This window comes from Nonomuraea helvata (genome assembly GCF_039535785.1).
In the GTDB taxonomy this organism is placed as follows: Bacteria; Actinomycetota; Actinomycetes; order Streptosporangiales; family Streptosporangiaceae; genus Nonomuraea; species Nonomuraea helvata.
The window spans coordinates 3,250,722-3,269,852 of record NZ_BAAAXV010000001.1 but is presented as its reverse complement, the minus strand read 5'-3'; the positions used below and the strand labels follow the sequence as shown (position 1 = coordinate 3,269,852).

The window sequence follows — 19,131 nt, the reverse complement described above, 5'->3', positions numbered from 1 at the left end:
CGGGTTGTCAGGTCGGACACGCAAGACAAATGCCGTTGGACCACCGCCATAGCGTGGGTAGGTGGGGTGATGGTTTCCATGCCGCAACGTCCGCCAGCATGTCCAGCACAGGTTGAACCGCGTCGGTGTTGACCGGTCCGGGCAACACGCTGTTGACGGTTATTCCACGCGGGGCCACCTCGCGGGCGAAGGCCCGTACCAGTTGCTCACCTGCCGCCTTGCTTGCCGAATAGAGAGCGGTGAACGGGTCTTTCCAGCGGGTGGCCGCGGAGGAGATGTATACGATCCTGCCGTTGTCGCGCACGCGCGTCGCCGCCTCCCGGAACGCGACGAACGTGGTGTGGGAATTGGCCGCGAATGTGTTCGTGTAGTCGTCGTCCGCTGCCTCGGCGATCGGTCCGTGCGAGTACCCGTAGGCGTTGTGCACGAACACGTCCAGACCGCCGTACTCGCGTTCCGCCGCCTCGAAAAGCGCCCGTAGCTGCGCGGGATCGGCCACGTCTGCTTCCACCACTATGGCCTGCCCACCGGTGCCTCGATTTCGGATACAACCTGTCCGGCGGCCTTGGCGTTGCTTTTGTAATTGATGACGACCCTCGCCCCATCAGCGGCCAGGCGCAGGGCGATGGCCCGGCCGATGCTTCGCCCGCTTCCGGTGACGACGGCGATCCGGTCTGGGGTGGTCCATGGCAAGAAACCTTCTCCTTCACTGAAATGCTGGATAGTCACGAGCGACTAAGTCGTCGTTCGGGGCACCGAACCAGGAGCGAAGGGCGTTGCCCAGGTCCTGGAGTCCGCTGGTCCAGCACACGTAGCCGTCCGGCCGGACCAACATTCCTCTCGTCGGGATGTCCTCGTGAGGGACGGCATGGATATGGTCGATCCGGTCGGCCCATAGCCTCGCGTGTGGCGAAAACTGTTCAGAACGAGTGAAGTCGAGCAGCAACCCGCGTCCGCTGTAGAGCAGCGAATGCGCCCTGTGGCGTTCCCCGTCCACGGTCACATCGAACTCGGGCATGCGCATGCCCACCAAGGGGTCCTCTGCCGCCCCGGCGATGTCGTAGCGGATGCCCAGCCCGGTCATCATCCCCGCCATCCACCGCATGGCCTCGGGCACCCGCAGAAGTTCGGCGAGCAATCCCCGCGCCGCCGGCAGATCCGGGTTGTCCGTGCCCGCCCAGTCCATCAGCAGACCTTGTGTCTGGGTGTTGGCCAGCACGCGAGCGCCGACCGGGTGCCGTTCGGTGTGATAGGTGTCCAGCAGCCCGTCCGGTGCCCAGCCGTGCACCGCGCCGGCCAGCTTCCACCCGAGATTGAAGGCGTCACCAAGGCCGGTGTTCACGCCTTGCCCGGCAAGGGGCAGGTGGATGTGCGCGGCGTCGCCGACGAAGAACACCCGTCCCACGCGATAGGCGGTGATCTGTCGGGCGGAGTCGTCGATGCGGGCGGCCCGGCGTATTCCGACAAGCTCGACCTCATCACCGTAGACCGCATACAGCGCGGCACGCAGTTCGTCCGCGGTCACCTCGGCGTCCTTGGGCACCGCTGGTCCCGGGCCGCTGACAACCAGCCGACGCACGCGCTCTTCCAACGGGAACTGGATGGCCCAGTGCCCAGACCGACCCCGCATCAGTCCCTGCCGGGTACTCCCGGGACCAGCCAGAACAGTTTCGGCGGTCACTGAGGTCGAGGTGCCTCGGCGCCCGGGGAAATCCAGGCCGAGGATCTTGCGGATCGTGCTGCGCCCGCCGTCAGCAGCCACCAGGTAGTGCCCGCGGTGCCGCACCACGCCATCGCGGCCGTGAGCCGTCACCGTGACCCCGTCGGCATCGGCCGTCATGTTGACCACCTGCTGCCTGCGCAGAACGGGGACACCACCGCCGACCAGGCGGGCTTCGAGGAATTCCTCGATCTTGCCCTGCGGAACGTTGTAAGCGGGGTGGCGTGTCGGCCACACACGGTAGTCAACCGGAAGACCGGCGAAGTGACCGATCTCCGTCCTGGGGAAATCACCGGTCGCCAGCAGCGGTTCAAGGAGCCCGCGATGGTCGAACAGTTCGGCCGTGCGCGAATGGATCACCCCCGCCCGTGACATCGGATTGCGTTCGGGCAACGTGTCCAGCACCATCGGGCGTGCCCCGGCCAGCGTCAGCTCGGCTGCGGTCATCAGCCCCGTCGGGCCCGCACCCACCACGATCACGTCCACCGTCGTCATACGGGTCCTCCCTTGATCTCGACGACACCTCCACTCTTCCGAAGGGGTGCGGCAGATTCCGCTCAGCCCCGATCAGCACCGCTGGTTTCGACATGACTTACCGTCCTCAGAGTGAGATCCGACTCTTTCGACGACCTTGACCGTCAACTCGCCCACACGCTGCAGATCAACCCCCGGGCACCGTTCAGCCGGATCGCCGCCGTCCTTGGCGTGTCGGACCAGACCGTCGCGCGCCGCTACACGCGCCTACGCTCCAGCGGAACCCTGCACGTTCGGGGACTGACTGACCCGTACCTGCACGCCAGCGCCCCGTGGTTCCTTCGCGTACGCTGTGCGCCGATCGCGGCGACCTCGATAGCCGACGCCTTGGCCCGACGCGACGACACCGCCTGGGTCCGCCTGACCTCCGGTGGCACCGAAATCGTGTGCATGGTGACCAGCCACACCGGCACCAGCGAATCCCTGCTGCTCGACCTACTTCCCCGCACCCCCCGCGTCGAAGGTGTTACCGCGCACTACCTACTACGCACCTTCTCCCGCGGCCTGCACCGCATGATCGCCGACCACAGCGGCCTCACCCCTGACCAGATCCGATCACTTCAGCCAGACGACACCATGCACATCAGCCGACCAAGGGCACTTGATGACTTGGATCGGCTGCTCCTGCAAGCCTTGGCCGACGACGGCCGTACCGGGCTCGCTGAACTGGTCGCCATCACCCGCTGGTCACGCGACGCCGTACGTCGGCGATTGACCGAGCTGACCCAAAGCGGCACCTTGTATTTCGACATCGACGTCGACCACCGACTGTTCCCCGCCATCGCCGCATGGACCGTGCTGTGGCTGTCTGTCGAACCCGCAGCGCTCGATATTGTCGGCAATGCCCTCGCCGGGCACTCCGAGGTCGCCTACGCCGCAGCCACCACCGGCCCGACCAACATCTACGCCAGCGTCGCATGCTCCAACGCGCCAGCCCTGTACGACTATCTCACCTGCAAGATCGCCCCGCTCCCCGGCATCCGTCACCTGGAAACCGGACCCGTCCTACGCAACATCAAGAGCAACCGATAGCAGATCTCCCGCCGCGACGAGCTTGTCACTTCAAGTGTGTAAAGATCCTTTCTGGGTGATGGAGAACCCTCTTTACCTGATCCGTCCTGGGTAGGCGAGATCGAGTTCGATGAGTGCTTCTCTCCAGCCGATGGTGCGTTGCCCCTCGATGAGGCGGGCGGTGCTGGGCGAGTTCTTGATCTTGCCGGTTTTCTCCTTGTGGGAGGCGCGTTCGCGGGCGCGTTTGTCCTCGATGTTGATGATGGCCAGCCACAGCAGCTTGACCACGGCGTCGTCGCCGGGGAAGTGCCCGCGGGCCTTGGTGACCTTGCGCAGTTGGTAGTTCAGGGACTCGATGCCGTTGGTGGTGTAGAGCAGCTTGCGCACCGCGGGGGAGAAGGCGAAAAACGGGGTGAACCGGTCCCAGGCGGCCTCGAACACGCGGGCCGCTTGCGGGTATTTCGTGCCCCAATCGGAGGCGGTGAAGTCGGCCAGGGCGTCGAAGGCGGCCTCGGCGCTTGGCGCGGTGTAGATCTTCTTCAGTTCGGCGGCCACCCCCGCGCGGTCGCGGCGGGCCACCGGCCGTAGCGCATTCCTGATCATGTGAACGACGCAGGTTTGCACGGTGGTGTACGGGAACGCCGCGTGGATGGCGTCTTCGAAGCCGGCCAGGCCGTCGGTGCAGGCGATGAGGATGTCGCGCACGCCGCGGTTGCGCAGATCGGTCATCACCGCGTTCCAGAATCGGGACGACTCGCCGGCGGTGGCATGGTCGAGCGGGGTCTTGGCCAGCCAGATGCCCAGGACGTGCTTTTCGCCGTCGGCGTCGATGCCGATGGCCAGGTAGGCGGGTTTGGCCTGCACGCTGTGGTTGTCGCGCACTTTGACCACGATGGCGTCCAGGAACACCACCGGGTAGATCGCCTCCAGTGGCCGTGCCTGCCAGGCGCGGACTTCTTCCAGCACGGCGTCGGTGATGTTGGAGATAGCCTCGTGCGACAGTTCGACCTCATAAATCTGGCGCAGGTGGTGCTGGATGTCGCGCACGCTCATGCCGTGCGCGTACAGGCTGATGATCATGTCGTCCAGGCCGCCGGAGATGCGGCCGGCGCGTTTGGGCACCAGCACCGGCTCGAAGGTGCCGGCCCGATCGCGTGGCACGGCCAGCCGGACCGGGCCGACCCCGGTCTGCACGGTTTTGCCGATCTTGCCGTTACGTGAGTTGCCCGTCCCGTGGCCGACCGGATCGTGCTTGCCATAGCCCAGATGGCTCGACAGCTCGGCCTCCAGCGCGCGTTCCAGCACCGCTTTGACCAGCTCGCCCAGCATCGAGCCCTCGCCGGTCAGGCGCAGCCCGCCCTTGCCGTCTTTCGATCGCTCCAGCAGCAGGTCCAGCACCTGATCGCCGAGCAACTCCCGCAGCGGCACCTGACCTTCAAGAAGGGGGGATTTTTCCCCGCCATGATGAGCAGCCCGTGCCAAGCCTCCCGCCTGCTCGTGGTCTGGTGTGAAAGTGGTACTCAGAGCCGATGATCCCCGCGTGTTCGTCATGATGGACGCTCCCCCCGAAGCGTTAAGATGATCTACCTTGGCTCATTTACCCATAGTGATCGTTTCCACACTTAGAGTGATACCCCCGCCGCGACAGGCAGGTGATTTTGCTGGTGAGTCACCGACAAAACCAGGCAGCGAACGACAGGGCCGTAGGCAGGAGCTTCTGCTGGCTCAGGCGGTGTCATCGAGCTGGTCGGCTGATGGTCGGCGACGTAGAACTCCTCGCGAGCCGGCAGGGTCGGACCGCACCGGTGCTCCCAGGAGCGGCGTACGCCGCCGAGTTCTTCCAACTGGCTGGTGGTGCCGAGTTGGTCGACGGCTGTTGTCATCGCGGCCTTGCAGCTGGTCTGGATGGCGAGGATGCGCCGCGCGACGTTGGTGGACGCCAAGACGGCGTGATCGGTGCAGCTGGGGGCTTGAGGCCAGGGCCTCAATGAGGGGGTGGGAAACGATCGAGGGAGACGAGATGCTCCTTCGTCGGGAAGTAGCGGAAGAAGGTGGCGGGGGATATCTCGGCGGCTTCGGCGATCTGCTCGACGGTGGTGGCGTTGAGGGAGGCCTTGCCGAGCCGTTCGGGGTGTCCAACACCCACGTGTACTTTCCCGGCAACTTCGTCGAGTTGGTGGCCGTCCATCCACGAGATCGGCCGCGTGTCCGGCAGAGCCCGTCCGATCCCGCTGCAGGTGCCCGACGACAAGCTGCCGGGGCTGGTGGCCGCCACCGCCGCAAACATCACGTCCTTTCTCCAGCGTTTCCAGGGGCTCCACATCATGATCGCCAACGCGCTGGACATTGACAGCGTCGCCGCGCTGCTGGCAGCCACCGGCGTCGGCCACGGCGGCGTGCACGCCATCCAGCGGCCCGTGGAGACCAGCGCAGGGACCAAGATGAAGCCCGCTCGCTACCTTGAGATCTCCGATCCCGATCTGCCTGCAGGGTGCGTGCCAGAAGGCAGGATCGGGTTTCCCGAGAACACCCCCGTCGAAGCGCCCCAGGACCAGCGGCACACCGACCATCCCAATGGTGCAACCGGTCTGGCCGAATGCGTGCTGTGCGTCGCCGACTCGGCGTTGCCCGAGCTGGAGCAACGCTACGGTAGAACTTCGGCCAGGCGCGGGACAGCCCACTAGCTAGTACCGCGCGCAGGCGCGGCGCGCTGCTGCCCGGTGAGCGTCCGGCGGCACTGCCGGCATTCGTCGCCTACACGGTGTCGGTACGCGGCATCGCCATCACCCAGCGGTTCCTGCGCGCCAACGACATCCCGGTCACCCGAACTGGTCCCGGAGAGATGTTCGTGCCCGCCTCCGCTGCCCTGGGCACCGCGATCATCTTTCGCCAGGATGACTGAGACAGAAGGCCGAGAGCGCCACCGACAAGGAGCGAGCCCGCCAGCACCCCAAGCCGGTCCGGCCCTCGGCCATCCTGGCCGCCGCGGTGGCGACACTGCTGGAGATCACCGAGTATGGCGAGGAACTGGGGCTGGAGCAGTTGTGGGAGGCGATCGATGCGATCGTGCCGCGCCGGGAGCTAAAAGAAGCGGTGGCCGCGGTGACCGGGATGGCACCATCGCCCGGCGCCTGCCGGGTTCAGGCCGGTACGCCACACGCTGACCCGCCGGCTGGCCGCCTACTCGGCGAACCTGACCCTGCTGATCGTCTGCGCGTCGGAGGAGCCGGTCCGCGTCTCGTCGATCCTGCCCGGCCCCGACCACTTGGAGCAGTGGTCCTCGCTTAGCCACCTGTGGAAGGGGCAGCTCGGGCAGGAGGGCTGGACCGGGCTGGTCACCGCGCTGGCGGCGCACCGCGTGGTCGAGGACGGCAAGGAGGACGTCGTGCTCGGAGGCGGCGGAGACCGGCGGCATGGGCGACGTCGTCGTCGCGGTCGCCACCGGCCACTCGCCCCGCCACCGGCGGCTGCTCGACCTGCTGGTGCGGGCCCTGGGGGAGGGCCGCTTCCTGCCGTACCGGGACCGCCTGGCGATCCTGGAGGAGCTGGTGCGGACGGTCGCCGTGCGCTCGCCCGCCATGCACCGGGCGCTCGGGGCGATGTGGGCCGAGGACGGGGCCGACCACGCGCAGCTGCGGCCGCTGCTGCGCGCCATGCTCGCCGACCCGGCCGACCGGATGGGCACGTGGGAGCTGCTCGTCAAGGCCGGCATTCCGGAGACGGCGCTCTGGGAGATCCAGGGTCTAGACTGAGCCGCCCTCGGCGTGGACGGGCAGCTCGACGGTGATCGTCAGCCCGCCCTCGTCCCTGGGCGTGGCCGTGACCGTGCCGCCGTGCGCCTCCGTGATCACCCGTACGATCGACAGGCCCAGCCCGCTGCCCCGGTCCGAGCGGAGCCGGTCGCCGTGCAGCCGCCGGAACGGCTCGAAGATCGTTTCGATCTCGTACGGCGGCACCTGCAGCCCCGTGTTGGCCACGACCAGCTCGACCCGGTCGGCCCGCCGCCGGGTCGTCACCCACACCTCGCCCTTCGGGTGGTTGTGCCTGATGGCGTTCTCCACGAGGTTCTGCACCAGCCGCTCCACCAGCACCGCCTCGCCCGCCGTCGGAGCGGGGTCGAGCAGCCGGTGCATGGTCACCTCCCGCTCGGCCGCCTCGGCCGCCGCCTGGTCCAGCACGTGCTCGGCCACGTCCGTCAGGTCGAACGGCCGCCGGTCCAGCACCGCCCGCTCGCCCTCGGTCAGCGCCAGCAGGCCGTCGATGAGTCGCTCGTGGCGGGCGTTGACCAGCAGCAGCGACTCGCCGAGCCGCTTGACGTCCTCGGTCGCGTCCGGCCGGCGCACGGCGACGTCCACGAGCGTCCTGTTGATGGTGAGCGGGGTGCGCAGCTCGTGCGAGGCGTTCGCGACGAACCTGCGCTGCCCGTCGAACGAGCGCGCGAGGCGGTCGAGCATCACGTCGTAGCTGTCGGTCAGCTCCTTGATCTCGTCGCGCGAGCCCTTGTACCCGATGCGCTCGCTCAGGTCGTGATTCTGGACGATGCGGCGGGCGGTGTCGGTGACGTTCCTGAGCGGGATGAGCACCATGCCGGCCGTCCGCCAGCCGGCCCCGAACGCCAGCCCCGTGCCGCCGAGCACGGCCAGCACACCGGCGTTACGCAGGTTGTCGAGGACGTCGGTCCGGTAGGTGGCGTGCACCGCGAGCCCGAAGCTCCGGGCGAGCTCGTAGTCCTCGGGTTCAGTCGACCAGAAGGCGTTCTGGGGGGTGAACACCGACGCCCGGTACTGCAGGGTCGTCCGGGCGACGAAGAAGACAGCGGTCACGGCGAGAGTGCCGATCACGAAGAAGACGCCCGCGCAGGCCAGCGCGAACCGCAGGCGCATGCTCATGGGATGCGATATCCCGGTCCCGGCACGGTCTCGATGACCTGGGGCTCGCCTAGCTTCTTGCGCAGTTTCATCATCGTCGTGCGCACCGTGTTCGTGAACGGGTCGATGTGCTCGTCCCACACCTTCTCCAGCAGCGTCTCGGCCGAGACCACCGCGCCCTGGGCGCGCAGCAGCTCGGCCAGCAGGCCGAACTCCTTGCGGGCGAGCGGCACGTACCTGCCCTCCCTGAACACCTGCCGGTGCGCCCAGTCCAGCCGCACCCCCGCCCGCTCCAGCATCGGCGGGTCGGCCCGTCTGGCCCGCCGCCCGAGCGCGTGCACCCGGGCCACCAGCTCCTCGAACGCGAACGGCTTGGGCAGGTAGTCGTCGGCCCCCAGCGACAGCCCGGCCACCCGGGCCCGCACGTCGCCCGCGGCGGTCAGCATGAGCACCCGCACCAGCCAGCCCCATTCCAAGCCGACGACCGTTGCGCCAAGTCTCGCGGCCATGCCGGCAAGCCAGGAACCGAGAAAGCCGGAGTGTCCGGTCATCAAGATCCGCGTGCCGTCCAGTGTGTCCAGTCGATAGTCCGCCATTGCGGCCTTTCCGTCAGGGGGATGAATCAGACCAGGCCCTTGTGATAGGCAGCAGCCTGGATCTTGTAGAGCTCCGCGTAGTGCCCGTCCTTGGCCATGAGCTCCTCATGAGAGCCCTGCTCCACGAGATGCGATCCGTCGAGCATGATGATCAGATCCGCCATTCGCACTGTTGAGAACGGGTGTGAAACCAGCGGCGTGATCCCACCGATACTGGCCTCTGCGCTTGACCGTGCCAGGGCGGCGTACCGCGCGAAGAGGGCGTGTTCCGCCTCCACGTCCATCGCGGACGTCGGCTCGTCGAGCACCGTCAGCAAGGAGTCCTCGCGTATGAAGCCGCGGGCACAACTGGATCAGTACGAACGCCGCCCCGGTCGCGACCAATGGCTGCGTGAGTGGCAGATCCTGTTCCACGGCGCCCGACCAGCTGCCCTATCAGGACGGTCAGTACGGCCGGCCACACCCCGGACAATGACCAGCAGCCACCAGGAGCCGGCAAGTCCCACGTGCACCTGCGAGAGGAAGGTGAAGAACACAATCTCGTTGCGCTCACGAATCCGGGCGATCACCAAGCACCCTTGCTGATGTGTGTTCTCTTCATGTCAATGTCTTTCCTTTGGCGGAGCCGTGCGGCGCCGGTGAAATGAGCATGGGGCTGACGAGGGTGGTCAACGGTCGCGTACGAAGCAGACCACTGCGAAGAGCTCCCCGATGAGTGCTGCGGGCCTGCCGCCAATGAACAGTCGGTAGGTCCGGCAAGCCCCGACGACCGGCCCGCCGGCCGCCCGGTGCGAGCCCTCTGCGACGTCATCGTCCAATGGGTCCAGGTCTCGTCCTCCCGCAACAGCCAACCGCCGAGCGGTTCGCGGAAGGTCTCGACCCGGTACTGCCGGAGCAGCCTGCCGAACGGTTCCAGGTCTGCGTTCCGCGCTGCGCAGCGAGTCCATGACCGCCTGCCCGATGCCGTCGGCGGCCCCGGTCAGCAGGGCGGCACGTCCGGCGCTCATGCTCGGGCGTCGCCACGTACTGCGATGACGGCCTCGATCTCCACGGTGAGCTCCGGGGCGGCGAGTGCGGCGACGACGGCCAGGGAGTGCGCCGGGACGTCGCCGTCGGGATACCACTCGGCGAAAACCTCGTTCCGGGCGGCGAAGAAGCCAGGCAGATGCTCGGTGCCCGATATGAAGGTCAGCAGCTTCACCACATCGTCCGGCGTCGCCCAGAACTCGTCGAGTACGGACCGCAGATTGGCGAACACCTGCCGGGTCTGCGACTGCGCATCCGGGCCCGCGAGTGAGCCGTCTCGCAGGTTCCCCACCTGTCCCGAGACGAACACCAGCGTGGTGTTCTCCGGCACTGTGGCCACGTGACTGTAGCTGCCGATGGGTGTCGGCACGCCGACCGGGTTCCAGCGCTTGGGCATCTCGCTCACCTCATTGATCAAGTGCGGTACGTGCTCGGGACTGAGATGTGGTTCATGCCCACACCGCGTCGGGGACGAGCTCGCGTGCTCCGTCCTCGGTGATGACGACCGGGCCGCCGATCATCGCTGACTCGCCGCCGGCGCGACGGATCGCCACGTGGACGGCGACGACGGCGCCCGCGGTGATGGTGCGGTCCGTCTCGTGGAGCAGGCGCGGGTGCTCGGGGGTGTCGCAGCCCAGCCCGTGGCCGAAGTCGTACTCCTTGAACTCGAGCAGCCCGTGCTCGTCGAGGACGGCGTCGCCCGCCGCGACCACCGCCGTGACGGCACGGCCTGGACGCAGCGCGTCGATCAGCGCCGCGCGTGCCGCACGCGCCGCGTCGATCGCCCGGAGGTCCACGGGGCGCGGGGTGGTGGGCGGGAGGGTGGTGTTGACGTGTGTGAACGCGCCGGAGGCGTACAGGCTGACCTCCAGGCCGACCTGCTGGCCCGGGCCGACCGTGACACCAGACGCCTCGGTGATGACCGCGCCGTCCCCGATGCCGACCAGGCACAGGCAACGCAGCGCTCCCGCGGCGCGGGCCGCCGCCTCGACTCGCGCGGCGATCTCGTAGTCCCGTTCGCCCACGACCGCCGTGTCTCCCGCGGCGCGCAGTGCCAGTTCGCCGATGCGGGCGGCGTGGGTGAGCAGCCGCAGCTCCGGCTCAGTCTTGCGCTCGCGGGTCTCCAGGGCCCACGCCGCTAGGTCGACATGCCGGATCAGCCTCCTCGCCAGCCCGCCCAGGAGGGCGGGGGTCCGCTCGTCGACGACGAGGTCGCCGGCCAGCAGGCCGATCCGATCGATCCCCTCGGGCACCAGATCGAGCGGGGATGACATCGGCATGGTGTGCAGGCCGTACCGGCGCGCGCGCTCAATCTCGAAGGGGAACTCCACGCCCAGGGTGGGCGGGCCGGCCACGGGCAGCCACAGGGCAGCGCTGTTGGAGATGAAGCCCGGCGCGTAGCCGGTCAGCCAGGTGACGGCCGACCGCCTGCGGGAGCACACAAGGGCCCCCTGGACATCCAGCCGACGGAGGTGCTCCTGCAGTTGGGCGCGCCTGGCGGCGCTCGCCACGACTGCGGTGTCGTCGATGGTCCCGGGGGCAAAGGCCGTCGTCATGCGGTCTTCGCACCTCCCAGCGCGTTCGCGACTCGTTCGACATCGGAGCTGTTATTGAAGTAGTGGAAGCCCACCCGCAGCCGATCGCCGAGCAGGGTCGCGCGGACGCCGTCTCGCGCCAGGCGGGCCCGGACCGCGTCCGGATCGGTGACGCGTACCACCGCGATGTGGCTCTGGGAGCTGGGGAGGGGGGTGCCGACCTTCGTCTCGGCCACGTGGGCCCGGAAGTCGGCGGCCAACCGTAGGCAATGGCGCTCGACCTGCTCGGCGTCGAGGTCGAGCAGGAGGTTCAGCGCGGGCAGCGCGCCGACCCAGGAGAGCCAGGCGGGCGAGGTGTCGCAGCGTGCCGCGCTGTCAGCGCGGACGTACGGCCCGCCGAAGAACCCGTAGGGCGGCTCGGTGGACCTCCAGCTCGGCAGCAGGGGAACCAGTTCGTCGATGTGCTCGGGCGCTGTCACCAGCCAGGCGGCCCCGCGCGGGCACAGCATCCACTTGTAGCCGTGCACGGCGAGGTAGTCGGGACGCACCCGCTCCATGTCGAGGTGGAGCGCGCCGAGCGACTGGGTCGCGTCGACGAACAGGCGGGCGCCCACGCCGTCGGTGGCCTGGCGCAGCGCCGGCAGGTCGGCGCGGTGGCCGTCGATCGACAACACGTCGCTGACGGCGAGCAGGACGGTGCGCGTGTCAAGCGCGGCCACGAGGTCCTCGGTACGGGTGTGGCCGTCCCTGGGCGGCACCAGCACCACCTCGTGTCCGGCGGCCTCCAGTTGGCACCAGGGGAAGAGGTTGCTCCGGAACTCCTGGGCGGACACCACGATCCGTCCCGGCGGCAACGACCTGGCGACGGTCGCGGCGGCCTCGGCGGTCGAGCCCATTACGGCGATCCGTTCCTCGGCGATGCCCAGCAACCGGGCCACAGATCTCTTGCTGGCGGCGGGGGCGCGGTCCCATTCCCGCCAGTCGAACTCCCCGTAGAGCCACGAGTCCAGGGCCGCCTGCAGCGCGTGCACGACGCCGAGCGCGGCGGGCGGGCTCGCCGGCGTGTCGAGCCAGACGTGGCGCTGCAACGCGGGGAAGTGTGACCGGAACTGCTCGGAGCTGAGCATGTGATCCTTCCTCAGCGGATGTGTGGGTATGACGCCTGTTCGGCGGTTGGCAGCATGACCCTCGCCGAGGGCATCGGCTCAAGGAACGCTTGCCTTTTTTCGCTATAGTCGAAAACTTGCTTCGACGGTCCCGTGATTTGCCGGCTCGCGGCATAGCGTACGGTCATGGGCGCCGACCACGAGGACCCTGTCGACAGAGGCCTCCTACGGCCTCCGAGCCACCAGCCTGAGAGCCCAGCATGACCGACACAGCCCCACCGCCGCCCGCCACCGAGAACGCCGAGATCAGCGAGGACGCCGACTACGCCGAGGACGGCAGCCTTCAGACATTGCTGCGCGGTCTCGACGTGTTGCAGGCCGTCGCCCGCATGGGCGGCCAGGCCACGGCCAAGAGCCTCAGCCGGCAGCTCGACCTCAGCCTCGGCCGCTGCTACCACATCCTGCGCACGCTCAAGGCGGCCGGCTACATCGTGCGACTGCCCGGTGGGCGAGTCGACGTCGGCCCGCACGGCGCCGCCCTCGGCAGGCAGCTCGGTGCCAGGTTCGAGCCCCTTCCCGAGCTGTTCGCTGTCTTGGCCAGGCTGCACGCCCGGACGCGGGAGACCTCCTACGTCAGCGGCTGGCATCACGGCGTCATCACCCTGTTGCAGTTCATCGCCGGTGAGCAGGCGCTCGGTGTGCGCGGCCTCGACGTCGGCTACACCGACGACCTGCACGCCCGCGCCTCCTGCAAGGCGGTGCTGGCGCACCTGCCGCGCGAGCAGATCGAGATCATGTTCCGCGGGGTCGAGCTCCGGCGGCTGACCGCGCACACCCACGGCGACGTCGACAGCCTGACCGTGGAGCTCAGCAACATTCGGCGGCAGGGCTTCGCGCTCGACCTGGAGGAGTTCAGCGAAGGCATCTGCTGCGCCTCCGCCGCCTACTTCGATCATGATGGTGCTCCGGCGGGCTCGTACACGGTGTCGGTGCCCGTCACGCGGTTCAGAGCCACCCAGCGTGACCTGATCGCCGCGGTACAGGAGGTCGCCGCCATCGCGACAAACCTCCTGCGCGGTCATCACCTCGCCGTGCCCGGCCGCGGCTGACCGGCTACCCGCGCCGGCGTACGGCCGCGGCCGGCTTCGGCCGGCGGAAACCGGCGCTCTCCCCGCCGTCCACCGCGATGGCCACGCCGTTGACGTAGCCGGCCCCATCACTCAGCAGCCAGGCGACCACGCCGGCGACCTCTTCCGGCCGGCCGAGCCGCCCTGCGGGGATCTGTGCCGTGACGGCCGCGCGCAGTTCGTCGTCGGCCTGGACTCTCGCCATCATCCGGGTGGCGATCTGTCCGGGGCACACGGCGTTGAAGCGGATCACGTCGCCGTGTTCCAGGGCGAGCGACCTGGTCAACGCGATGATCCCGGCCTTGGCCGAACTGTAGGCCGACAGATCCTCGGCCCCGACCAGACCGGCCACGGAGGCCACGCTCACCACCGCGCCACGCCCGGCCGTGAGCCCGGCCAGGCAGGCGTGCGTGAAGGAGAAGACGCTGTGCAGGTTCACGTCGTGGAGTCGCCGCCATGTCGTCTCGTCGCTGTCGGCGAACCGCACCCGGGCGGTCTGGCCGGCGTTGTTCACCAGAGCGTGGAGCCGCCCCCGGCCGATCTCCAGGGCTGTGCCGACGACTCGATCGACGTCCTGGCGTACCCGCACGTCACTGGCGACGAACTCGGCGCGCGGGATCTCCGCCGTCACCCGGGCCCCGGCCTCGGCGTCCGTGTCGGCCACTACGACGGTGAAACCGTCATCGGAGAGCCGTCGCACGCACGCCAGTCCGATGCCGTTGGCGCCGCCGGTGACGACGGCCACCCGCGCGCCGCCGGTCATGCGGCGACCCCGGGCGCGAGCATCGACAGCAGCTGCCGGGCCACCACGTCACGGCCGGGGATCGCGGCCTGCTGCAGCCCAGGCGCGGCGGGGATCCGCAGGTCATCGGTGGCGACCCGGAGCGGCGGCGTCGACAGCGGCACGCCGCGCTCGACCACACGCGCGATGATCTCCGCGCCGAAGCCGCCGGTCAGGTTCGCCTCGTGGACCACGGCCAGGCGGCCGGTACGCGAGACGCTCTCCGCGACGGTGTCCGTGTCGAAGGGGTTGAGCCAACGGGCGTCGATCACCTCGACGCTGATGTCGGAACCCTCCAGAACCCGGGCGGCCTCCAGGACGGTGTGCAGCATCGGCCCCCAGGTCACCACGGAGATGTCGGAGCCCGTACGGTGGATGCGCGCGCCGCCGATGGGCGCCCGCGGCCCGTCCTGGTCGACGGTGCCCTTGAGCGAGTGGTAGAGCGCCCGGCTCTCGATGACGACGACCGGGTCGTCGCACCCGATCGCGGTCAGCAGCAGGTCATAGGCGTCCTGCGGGGTGGCGGGCAGGCATACCCGCAGGCCGGGGATGTGCGCGAACAGGGCTTCCACGTTCTGCGAGTGCTGGGCGCAGGAGCCGGGTGTCGCGCCCTGCTGGGTGCGTACGGTCATCGGCGCCGTCAACCGGCCTCGGGAGACGTATCGGACGTTGGCCGCCTGGTTGATCAACTGGTCGAAGGCGACGAACGCGAAGTCCGCCCACATGATCTCCACGATGGGCCGGAGCCCCATCATGGCGGCGCCCACAGCCCCGCCGAGGATGGCCGACTCGGAGATGGGCGTGTCGAACACGCGCTCGCCGAACTCCCTATGCAGGCGGCGGGTTACGCCATGGACCCCACCGGGGAGGGCGACGTCCTCGCCGAACAGCACGGTGCTCGGGTCCTCCGCGAGGGCGCGACGCAGCGCGGCGTTGACGGCCTGGGCATAGGTGATCTCATCCATAGACGTGCTCCTTCACAGCATTGGGGTCGGCCGGCGGCGCGGCGAGGGCCATGGCCGCCGCGGTCTCGATCTCGGCGCGGACCCGGGTCTCGATCCCGGTGAGCTCCGCATCGCTGACACCTGCCGCGCGCAGGGCGGCCGTCAGGACGACGATCGGCTCGGCCGTCCGGGCGAGTTCCACCTCGTCGCGCGGCCGGTACACCTGGGCGTCGCCGATGTAGTGGCCGACCAGGCGCTGAGTGTGCGCCTCGATGAGGACCGGCCCCCGGCCGGACCGGCAGGTGTCCACGGCCTCCGCGACCGCCCGCCGGACGGCGTCGACGTCGTTGCCGTCCACCCGGGCTCCCGGCATGCCGTACGCGGCGGACCGCGCGACCAGGTCGGCGTTCCTGACCATCGCGGCGATGGGCGTGAGCTCGGAGTACCGGTTGTTCTCCACGAGGAAGACGACCGGCAGGTCAAAGGCGCTGGCCATGTTCATGGCCTCGTGGACGGCGCCCTGGTTCATCGCTCCGTCGCCGAACACGGTGAGCGCGACACGTCCGGAGCCGTCGTACCTGGCGGCGAGCGCGGCGCCGACGGCGATGGGGGCGCCCGCTCCCACGATCGAGTTCTCGCCGTAGAAGCCGTGGTCGGGATCCGACAGGTACGCCGAGCCGGCCCGCCCGCCGTTGGTGCCCGTCTCCCGGCCCAGCAGCTCCGCGAACAGCGCCGCCGGATCAGCACCGCAGGCCAGCGCCCAGCCGTGGCCGCGGTAGGTGGCGAACACGGCGTCACGGGTCAGGTCGAGCGCGGCGCAGGCGCCGACCGGTATGGCCTCCTGCCCGATGCACAGATGAACCGATCCGACGATCTGCTCCTCGACCCGCAATCGGGTGACGGTCTCTTCGAAGCACCGGATCCGCCACAGGCCGGCCAGATCCGCCAGTGCGGTTGCGGTAAGGGAATGGGACAACTCGTCCGCCTTTCGTAGGAGTCGTAGCGGCGCTGTGGATCACAACCGGCACCGCCGGAACAAGGGGCACGGACCGCTGCGGCTCACCTGGGCTCGGCGAGGGCGACGCCGGACGGCTCCGCGGCCGGCGCGCCGTGTGCGGGGACGACCACGCCGTCCGCCACCCGCCACCACACGGTGACCAGGTCACCGGGCCTGGCCGCGGACTCGCCGCCGGCCGGCTCCCGGGCGCTTCCGCTCGTCCCGGCTTCGGTCCGGAACGCCACCTTCCGTGAGGCGCCCTGGTAGACGATGCCGGTGACCGTGGCGGTCATCGCGTTCACGCCGTGCTCGACCGGCACGTCGTCCACCGACAGACGGGTCCGCTCGGGCCGCACCACGACGGCGCCGGCGGTCCCCACGAGCCTTGCGCCGTCGTCGTCCGTCCGCAGCTCGTAGCCCTCGCCGACGAGCGACATTCTCCCGTGCCGTTGACTGATCGTCCCGGTGAACACGTTGGACTCTCCGAGGAAATCGGCGACGAACAACGAGGACGGGCGTGCGTACAGCTCCCTCGGGGTGTCCACCTGCGCGATCCGGCCGCGGTCGAAGACCGCAATCCGGTCGGACAGAGCGAGCGCCTCCTCCTGGTCGTGGGTGACGAACACGAAGGTGATGCCCAGCTCGCGGTGCATGCGGGCGATCTCGCCCTGGAGCTGCTCACGCATCTTCTTGTCCAACGCGCCCAGCGGCTCGTCCATGAGGAGCACATGCGGCTCGAAGACGACCGCGCGGGCCAGGGCCACCCGCTGCGCCTGACCGCCCGAGATCTGCCCGGGCAGCCTGTCGCCCAGGTGCTCCAGTCCGACGAGTTCGAGCACGTCGGCCACCCTGCGCCGCGCCTCGGGCCGCCCCACATTCCGCTGCTCCAGCGGGAAGGCGACGTTCTGCGCCACCGTCATGTGCGGGAAGAGCGCGTAGTGCTGGAAGACCATGCCGAGATCACGCTTGTACGGCGGCAGGGAAGCCACCCTGACCCCGTCGATGATGATGTCTCCGGCGGTGAGCCGCTCGAACCCGGCGATCATGTTGAGCGTGGTCGACTTGCCCGAGCCGCTGGGCCCGAGCAGTGTCATGAACTCGCCTGCGCCTATCTCCAGGTGGACGTCGTCGACCGCGGGCGGCTGATGGTCCGCGTACCGTTTGGAAACGCCGACGAGCCGGACGGCGGCCCCTCGCATCTCGGCCATCAGGAAGTTCTCCGTTTCACGAAGTCGGGAAGGAGGATGAGCGCGGTCGTCACGACGAGGATCACTGTCGACCCCGCCGCGATGGTGGGATCGACGTCCGAGGAGACGCTCGTGAACATCTGCACCGGCAGCGTGCGCAGGTGCGGCGACTGCAGGTACAGCGAGATGACCGCTTCGTCGAACGAGGTGACGAACGCGAACACGGCCCCCGACATGACGCCGGGTGCGATCAACGGCAACGTGATCCGCCGGAAGGTGGCGAACGGCGAGGCCCCCAAACTCGCGGCCGCCCGCTCCAGCCGGACGTCGAGGGTCCGCAGGCTCGCCCCGACGGTGATCACGACGAACGGCAGCGCGAGCACCGCGTGCGCCAGCACGAGGCCCTCCACGGTGCCCACGAGCCCCCAGCTCAGGAAGGCCGCGTAGATCGCCAGCGCGACGACCACGTTCGGCACGATCATGGGCGCGAGCAGCAGTCCCTGGAGGGCCGCGCGGCCACGGCAAAGGCGCGTGATCGCGAACGCCGCCAGGGTGCCGGTGGCCGTCGCCGTCAGCGTGACCATCACGGCGACCGCGAGGGAGGTCAGCAAGGGCTCCACCCACGCGGGGTCGGTGAAGAAGCGAACGTGGTAACGGAGCGACCAGCCGGACGGCGGGAACTCGAAGCTGTCCTTGTCGGTGAACCCGAGCGGCACCACGACGAAGACCGGAGCCACGAGGAATCCCCCGACCAGCACACTGACCAGCCGCAGGGCCAGACCCGCGCGTCGGCCGCCGCCCGTCAACGGTCACCCCTCGGTGCCATGCCGAGGGCGGCGCCCACGGACCCGAAGCGCGAGACCACGGCCAGCAGGAGAAGCGTGAGCAGGAACAGCACCGTGGCGAGCGCGCCGCCACCGCCGAAGTCCAGTAGTTGGGTGATGCGGACGGTCATCAGCTGGGAGACCATCGACTCGCCCGGCGAGCCGAGCATCGCCGGCGTGACGTAGAAACCCAGCGCGAGGATGTACACCATCACCGCGCCCGCAACCACACCGGGCATGGAGAGCGGCAGGTACACGCGGCGGAACGCGGTCAGGGGCCGTGCGCCGAGGACGAGCGCCGCGTCGATGAGCCGCCGGTCGATCGTCCGCAGCGTCCCGTACAGGGGAAGGGTCATGAACGGAAGCAGAACCTGCGTCATCCCGATCGTGACGCCGGCCTCCGTCCCGGCGAGCTCCAGCGGGCCGAGCCCGACCGCGGTGAGCAGGTCGTTGACCGGCCCGTTGTCCTGGAGGAGGACGATCCAGGCGAACGTCCGCGCCAGCAGGCTGGTCCAGAACGGCAGCAGCACCAGGGCCACCATGACCGAACGGGCACGCGGGCCGACCACCGTCATGAGGTAGGCGTACGGGTACGCCAGCACCAGCGTGACCAGGGTGACGATCGTCGCCATGCGCAAGGTGCGCAGCACGACGACCACGCTGACCCCGTCGGTGAACAGTTCCCGGTAGTTGGCGAGCCCGAGCGCCGGATCGGCGAAGCTCGTCCAGACAAGACCCGCCACCGGGACCAGGAAGACGGCGCCGAGCAGGCCTACGGCGGGCACGGCGAGCAGCACGCCGTGGCGCCCGCCCGTCCGCCAGCGGGATCTTTCCACCGGTGGGGTGGGCGCAGCGGGAGTGGATGAAACGAGCAT

21 protein-coding genes and 2 pseudogenes are annotated in these 19,131 nt (G+C 69.1%); 5 read left to right on the top strand and 18 right to left on the bottom strand.

What is annotated here, in order from left to right; genetic code table 11:
* Positions 1-7 precede the first annotated feature (7 nt).
* Both ABD830_RS15265 and ABD830_RS15260 read right to left on the bottom strand, forming a co-directional pair.
* Positions 8-729: pseudogene (locus ABD830_RS15265) on the bottom strand (SDR family NAD(P)-dependent oxidoreductase).
* Complete coding sequence (locus ABD830_RS15260) at positions 707-2,215, bottom strand: FAD-dependent monooxygenase (protein ID WP_344987462.1); 1,509 nt, start codon at positions 2,213-2,215, stop codon at positions 707-709. The pseudogene ABD830_RS15265 and the gene ABD830_RS15260 overlap by 23 nt, the downstream one beginning before the upstream one ends.
* A 111-nt stretch (positions 2,216-2,326) precedes the next feature.
* Here ABD830_RS15260 and ABD830_RS15255 point away from each other — a divergent pair, with 111 nt between their 5' ends.
* A complete protein-coding gene (locus tag ABD830_RS15255) occupies positions 2,327-3,286 on the top strand; it encodes an Lrp/AsnC family transcriptional regulator (protein WP_344987461.1) in 960 nt (319 codons plus the stop codon).
* Positions 3,287-3,358: 72 nt separating this feature from the next.
* On the opposite strand, the gene ABD830_RS15250 is transcribed toward ABD830_RS15255, so the two are convergent.
* The 3 genes from ABD830_RS15250 to ABD830_RS15240 form a co-directional block, all read right to left on the bottom strand.
* Positions 3,359-4,687 (bottom strand): IS256 family transposase, encoded by a 1,329-nt coding sequence (locus ABD830_RS15250; protein ID WP_425567082.1) that lies wholly within the window; start codon positions 4,685-4,687, stop codon positions 3,359-3,361.
* A 200-nt stretch (positions 4,688-4,887) separates the two neighbouring features.
* Complete coding sequence (locus ABD830_RS15245) at positions 4,888-5,208, bottom strand: hypothetical protein (protein WP_344987460.1); 321 nt, start codon at positions 5,206-5,208, stop codon at positions 4,888-4,890.
* Positions 5,209-5,249: 41 nt separating this feature from the next.
* A complete protein-coding gene (locus ABD830_RS15240; RefSeq protein WP_344987459.1) occupies positions 5,250-5,453 on the bottom strand; it encodes a helix-turn-helix domain-containing protein in 204 nt (67 codons plus the stop codon).
* A gap of 49 nt (positions 5,454-5,502) precedes the next feature.
* On the opposite strand from ABD830_RS15240, the gene ABD830_RS15235 reads away from it, so the two are divergent.
* Both ABD830_RS15235 and ABD830_RS15230 read left to right on the top strand, forming a co-directional pair.
* Entirely contained in the window at positions 5,503-5,949 is a 447-nt protein-coding gene (locus ABD830_RS15235; RefSeq protein ID WP_344987458.1) for a VOC family protein, read from the top strand.
* A 77-nt stretch (positions 5,950-6,026) separates the two neighbouring features.
* Positions 6,027-6,167, top strand: coding sequence for a hypothetical protein (locus ABD830_RS15230; protein WP_344987457.1), 141 nt, complete (start codon positions 6,027-6,029; stop codon positions 6,165-6,167).
* A 278-nt stretch (positions 6,168-6,445) separates the two neighbouring features.
* On the opposite strand, the gene ABD830_RS15225 is transcribed toward ABD830_RS15230, so the two are convergent.
* Positions 6,446-6,640 (bottom strand): hypothetical protein, encoded by a 195-nt coding sequence (locus tag ABD830_RS15225; RefSeq protein ID WP_344987456.1) that lies wholly within the window; start codon positions 6,638-6,640, stop codon positions 6,446-6,448.
* 38 nt (positions 6,641-6,678) lie between these two features.
* On the opposite strand from ABD830_RS15225, the gene ABD830_RS15220 reads away from it, so the two are divergent.
* The gene (locus ABD830_RS15220; RefSeq protein ID WP_344987455.1) at positions 6,679-7,017 is read left to right on the top strand and encodes a hypothetical protein; all 339 of its coding nucleotides are present in this window, start codon (positions 6,679-6,681) and stop codon (positions 7,015-7,017) included.
* Here ABD830_RS15220 and ABD830_RS15215 read toward each other — a convergent pair.
* The 6 genes and pseudogenes from ABD830_RS15215 to ABD830_RS15190 form a co-directional block, all read right to left on the bottom strand.
* Entirely contained in the window at positions 7,009-8,154 is a 1,146-nt protein-coding gene (locus ABD830_RS15215; RefSeq protein WP_344987454.1) for a HAMP domain-containing sensor histidine kinase, read from the bottom strand. The genes ABD830_RS15220 and ABD830_RS15215 overlap by 9 nt on opposite strands.
* Positions 8,151-8,588, bottom strand: a pseudogene (locus ABD830_RS15210) (response regulator transcription factor); the annotation flags it as partial. The gene ABD830_RS15215 and the pseudogene ABD830_RS15210, both read right to left, overlap by 4 nt.
* Before the next feature lie 167 nt (positions 8,589-8,755).
* Positions 8,756-9,046 (bottom strand): hypothetical protein, encoded by a 291-nt coding sequence (locus ABD830_RS15205; RefSeq protein ID WP_344987453.1) that lies wholly within the window; start codon positions 9,044-9,046, stop codon positions 8,756-8,758.
* Between the two features lie 686 nt (positions 9,047-9,732).
* Positions 9,733-10,152 carry a RidA family protein gene (locus ABD830_RS15200; RefSeq protein ID WP_344987452.1) on the bottom strand — a complete coding sequence of 140 codons (420 nt, stop codon included), beginning with the start codon at positions 10,150-10,152 and terminating at the stop codon, positions 9,733-9,735.
* A 52-nt stretch (positions 10,153-10,204) separates the two neighbouring features.
* Positions 10,205-11,311: a M24 family metallopeptidase gene (locus ABD830_RS15195; protein ID WP_344987451.1), complete on the bottom strand. Its 1,107-nt coding sequence runs from the start codon at positions 11,309-11,311 to the stop codon at positions 10,205-10,207.
* Entirely contained in the window at positions 11,308-12,417 is a 1,110-nt protein-coding gene (locus ABD830_RS15190) for an aminotransferase class V-fold PLP-dependent enzyme (RefSeq protein ID WP_344987450.1), read from the bottom strand. Before ABD830_RS15190 ends, ABD830_RS15195 begins: the two co-directional genes overlap by 4 nt.
* Positions 12,418-12,656: 239 nt before the next feature.
* On the opposite strand from ABD830_RS15190, the gene ABD830_RS15185 reads away from it, so the two are divergent.
* The gene (locus tag ABD830_RS15185; RefSeq protein ID WP_344987449.1) at positions 12,657-13,505 is read left to right on the top strand and encodes an IclR family transcriptional regulator; all 849 of its coding nucleotides are present in this window, start codon (positions 12,657-12,659) and stop codon (positions 13,503-13,505) included.
* A 4-nt stretch (positions 13,506-13,509) separates the two neighbouring features.
* Here the strand turns inward: ABD830_RS15185 and ABD830_RS15180 are convergent, their stop codons facing one another.
* From ABD830_RS15180 to ABD830_RS15155, 6 genes are all read right to left on the bottom strand, one after another.
* Positions 13,510-14,286, bottom strand: a complete 777-nt coding sequence (locus ABD830_RS15180; RefSeq protein WP_344987448.1) for an SDR family NAD(P)-dependent oxidoreductase — start codon at positions 14,284-14,286, stop codon at positions 13,510-13,512.
* On the bottom strand, positions 14,283-15,269 hold the full coding sequence (locus tag ABD830_RS15175) for an alpha-ketoacid dehydrogenase subunit beta (protein WP_344987447.1): 987 nt from the start codon (positions 15,267-15,269) through the stop codon (positions 14,283-14,285). The genes ABD830_RS15180 and ABD830_RS15175 overlap by 4 nt, the downstream gene beginning before the upstream one ends.
* Positions 15,262-16,224 carry a thiamine pyrophosphate-dependent dehydrogenase E1 component subunit alpha gene (locus ABD830_RS15170; RefSeq protein WP_344987446.1) on the bottom strand — a complete coding sequence of 321 codons (963 nt, stop codon included), beginning with the start codon at positions 16,222-16,224 and terminating at the stop codon, positions 15,262-15,264. The genes ABD830_RS15175 and ABD830_RS15170 overlap by 8 nt, the downstream gene beginning before the upstream one ends.
* 83 nt (positions 16,225-16,307) lie before the next feature.
* Complete coding sequence (locus ABD830_RS15165) at positions 16,308-17,453, bottom strand: ABC transporter ATP-binding protein (protein WP_344987445.1); 1,146 nt, start codon at positions 17,451-17,453, stop codon at positions 16,308-16,310.
* Complete coding sequence (locus ABD830_RS15160) at positions 17,453-18,238, bottom strand: ABC transporter permease (RefSeq protein ID WP_344987443.1); 786 nt, start codon at positions 18,236-18,238, stop codon at positions 17,453-17,455. Before ABD830_RS15160 ends, ABD830_RS15165 begins: the two co-directional genes overlap by 1 nt.
* Positions 18,235-19,131, bottom strand: coding sequence for an ABC transporter permease (locus ABD830_RS15155; RefSeq protein WP_344987441.1), 897 nt, complete (start codon positions 19,129-19,131; stop codon positions 18,235-18,237). Before ABD830_RS15155 ends, ABD830_RS15160 begins: the two co-directional genes overlap by 4 nt.

Excerpts from the sequence above, each read along its gene's own strand:
- ABD830_RS15260 (WP_344987462.1), bottom strand. The coding sequence starts at position 2,215 with ATGACGACGGTGGACGTGATCGTGGTGGGTGCGGGCCCGACGGGGCTG.
- ABD830_RS15240 (WP_344987459.1), bottom strand. The coding sequence starts at position 5,453 with ATGGACGGCCACCAACTCGACGAAGTTGCCGGGAAAGTACACGTGGGT.
- ABD830_RS15220 (WP_344987455.1), top strand. The coding sequence starts at position 6,679 with ATGGGCGACGTCGTCGTCGCGGTCGCCACCGGCCACTCGCCCCGCCAC.
- ABD830_RS15215 (WP_344987454.1), bottom strand. The coding sequence starts at position 8,154 with ATGAGCATGCGCCTGCGGTTCGCGCTGGCCTGCGCGGGCGTCTTCTTC.
- ABD830_RS15200 (WP_344987452.1), bottom strand. The coding sequence starts at position 10,152 with ATGCCCAAGCGCTGGAACCCGGTCGGCGTGCCGACACCCATCGGCAGC.
- ABD830_RS15195 (WP_344987451.1), bottom strand. The coding sequence starts at position 11,311 with ATGACGACGGCCTTTGCCCCCGGGACCATCGACGACACCGCAGTCGTG.
- ABD830_RS15190 (WP_344987450.1), bottom strand. The coding sequence starts at position 12,417 with ATGCTCAGCTCCGAGCAGTTCCGGTCACACTTCCCCGCGTTGCAGCGC.
- ABD830_RS15185 (WP_344987449.1), top strand. The coding sequence starts at position 12,657 with ATGACCGACACAGCCCCACCGCCGCCCGCCACCGAGAACGCCGAGATC.
- ABD830_RS15180 (WP_344987448.1), bottom strand. The coding sequence starts at position 14,286 with ATGACCGGCGGCGCGCGGGTGGCCGTCGTCACCGGCGGCGCCAACGGC.
- ABD830_RS15175 (WP_344987447.1), bottom strand. The coding sequence starts at position 15,269 with ATGGATGAGATCACCTATGCCCAGGCCGTCAACGCCGCGCTGCGTCGC.
- ABD830_RS15165 (WP_344987445.1), bottom strand. The coding sequence starts at position 17,453 with ATGGCCGAGATGCGAGGGGCCGCCGTCCGGCTCGTCGGCGTTTCCAAA.
- ABD830_RS15155 (WP_344987441.1), bottom strand. The coding sequence starts at position 19,131 with ATGCTCGTTTCATCCACTCCCGCTGCGCCCACCCCACCGGTGGAAAGA.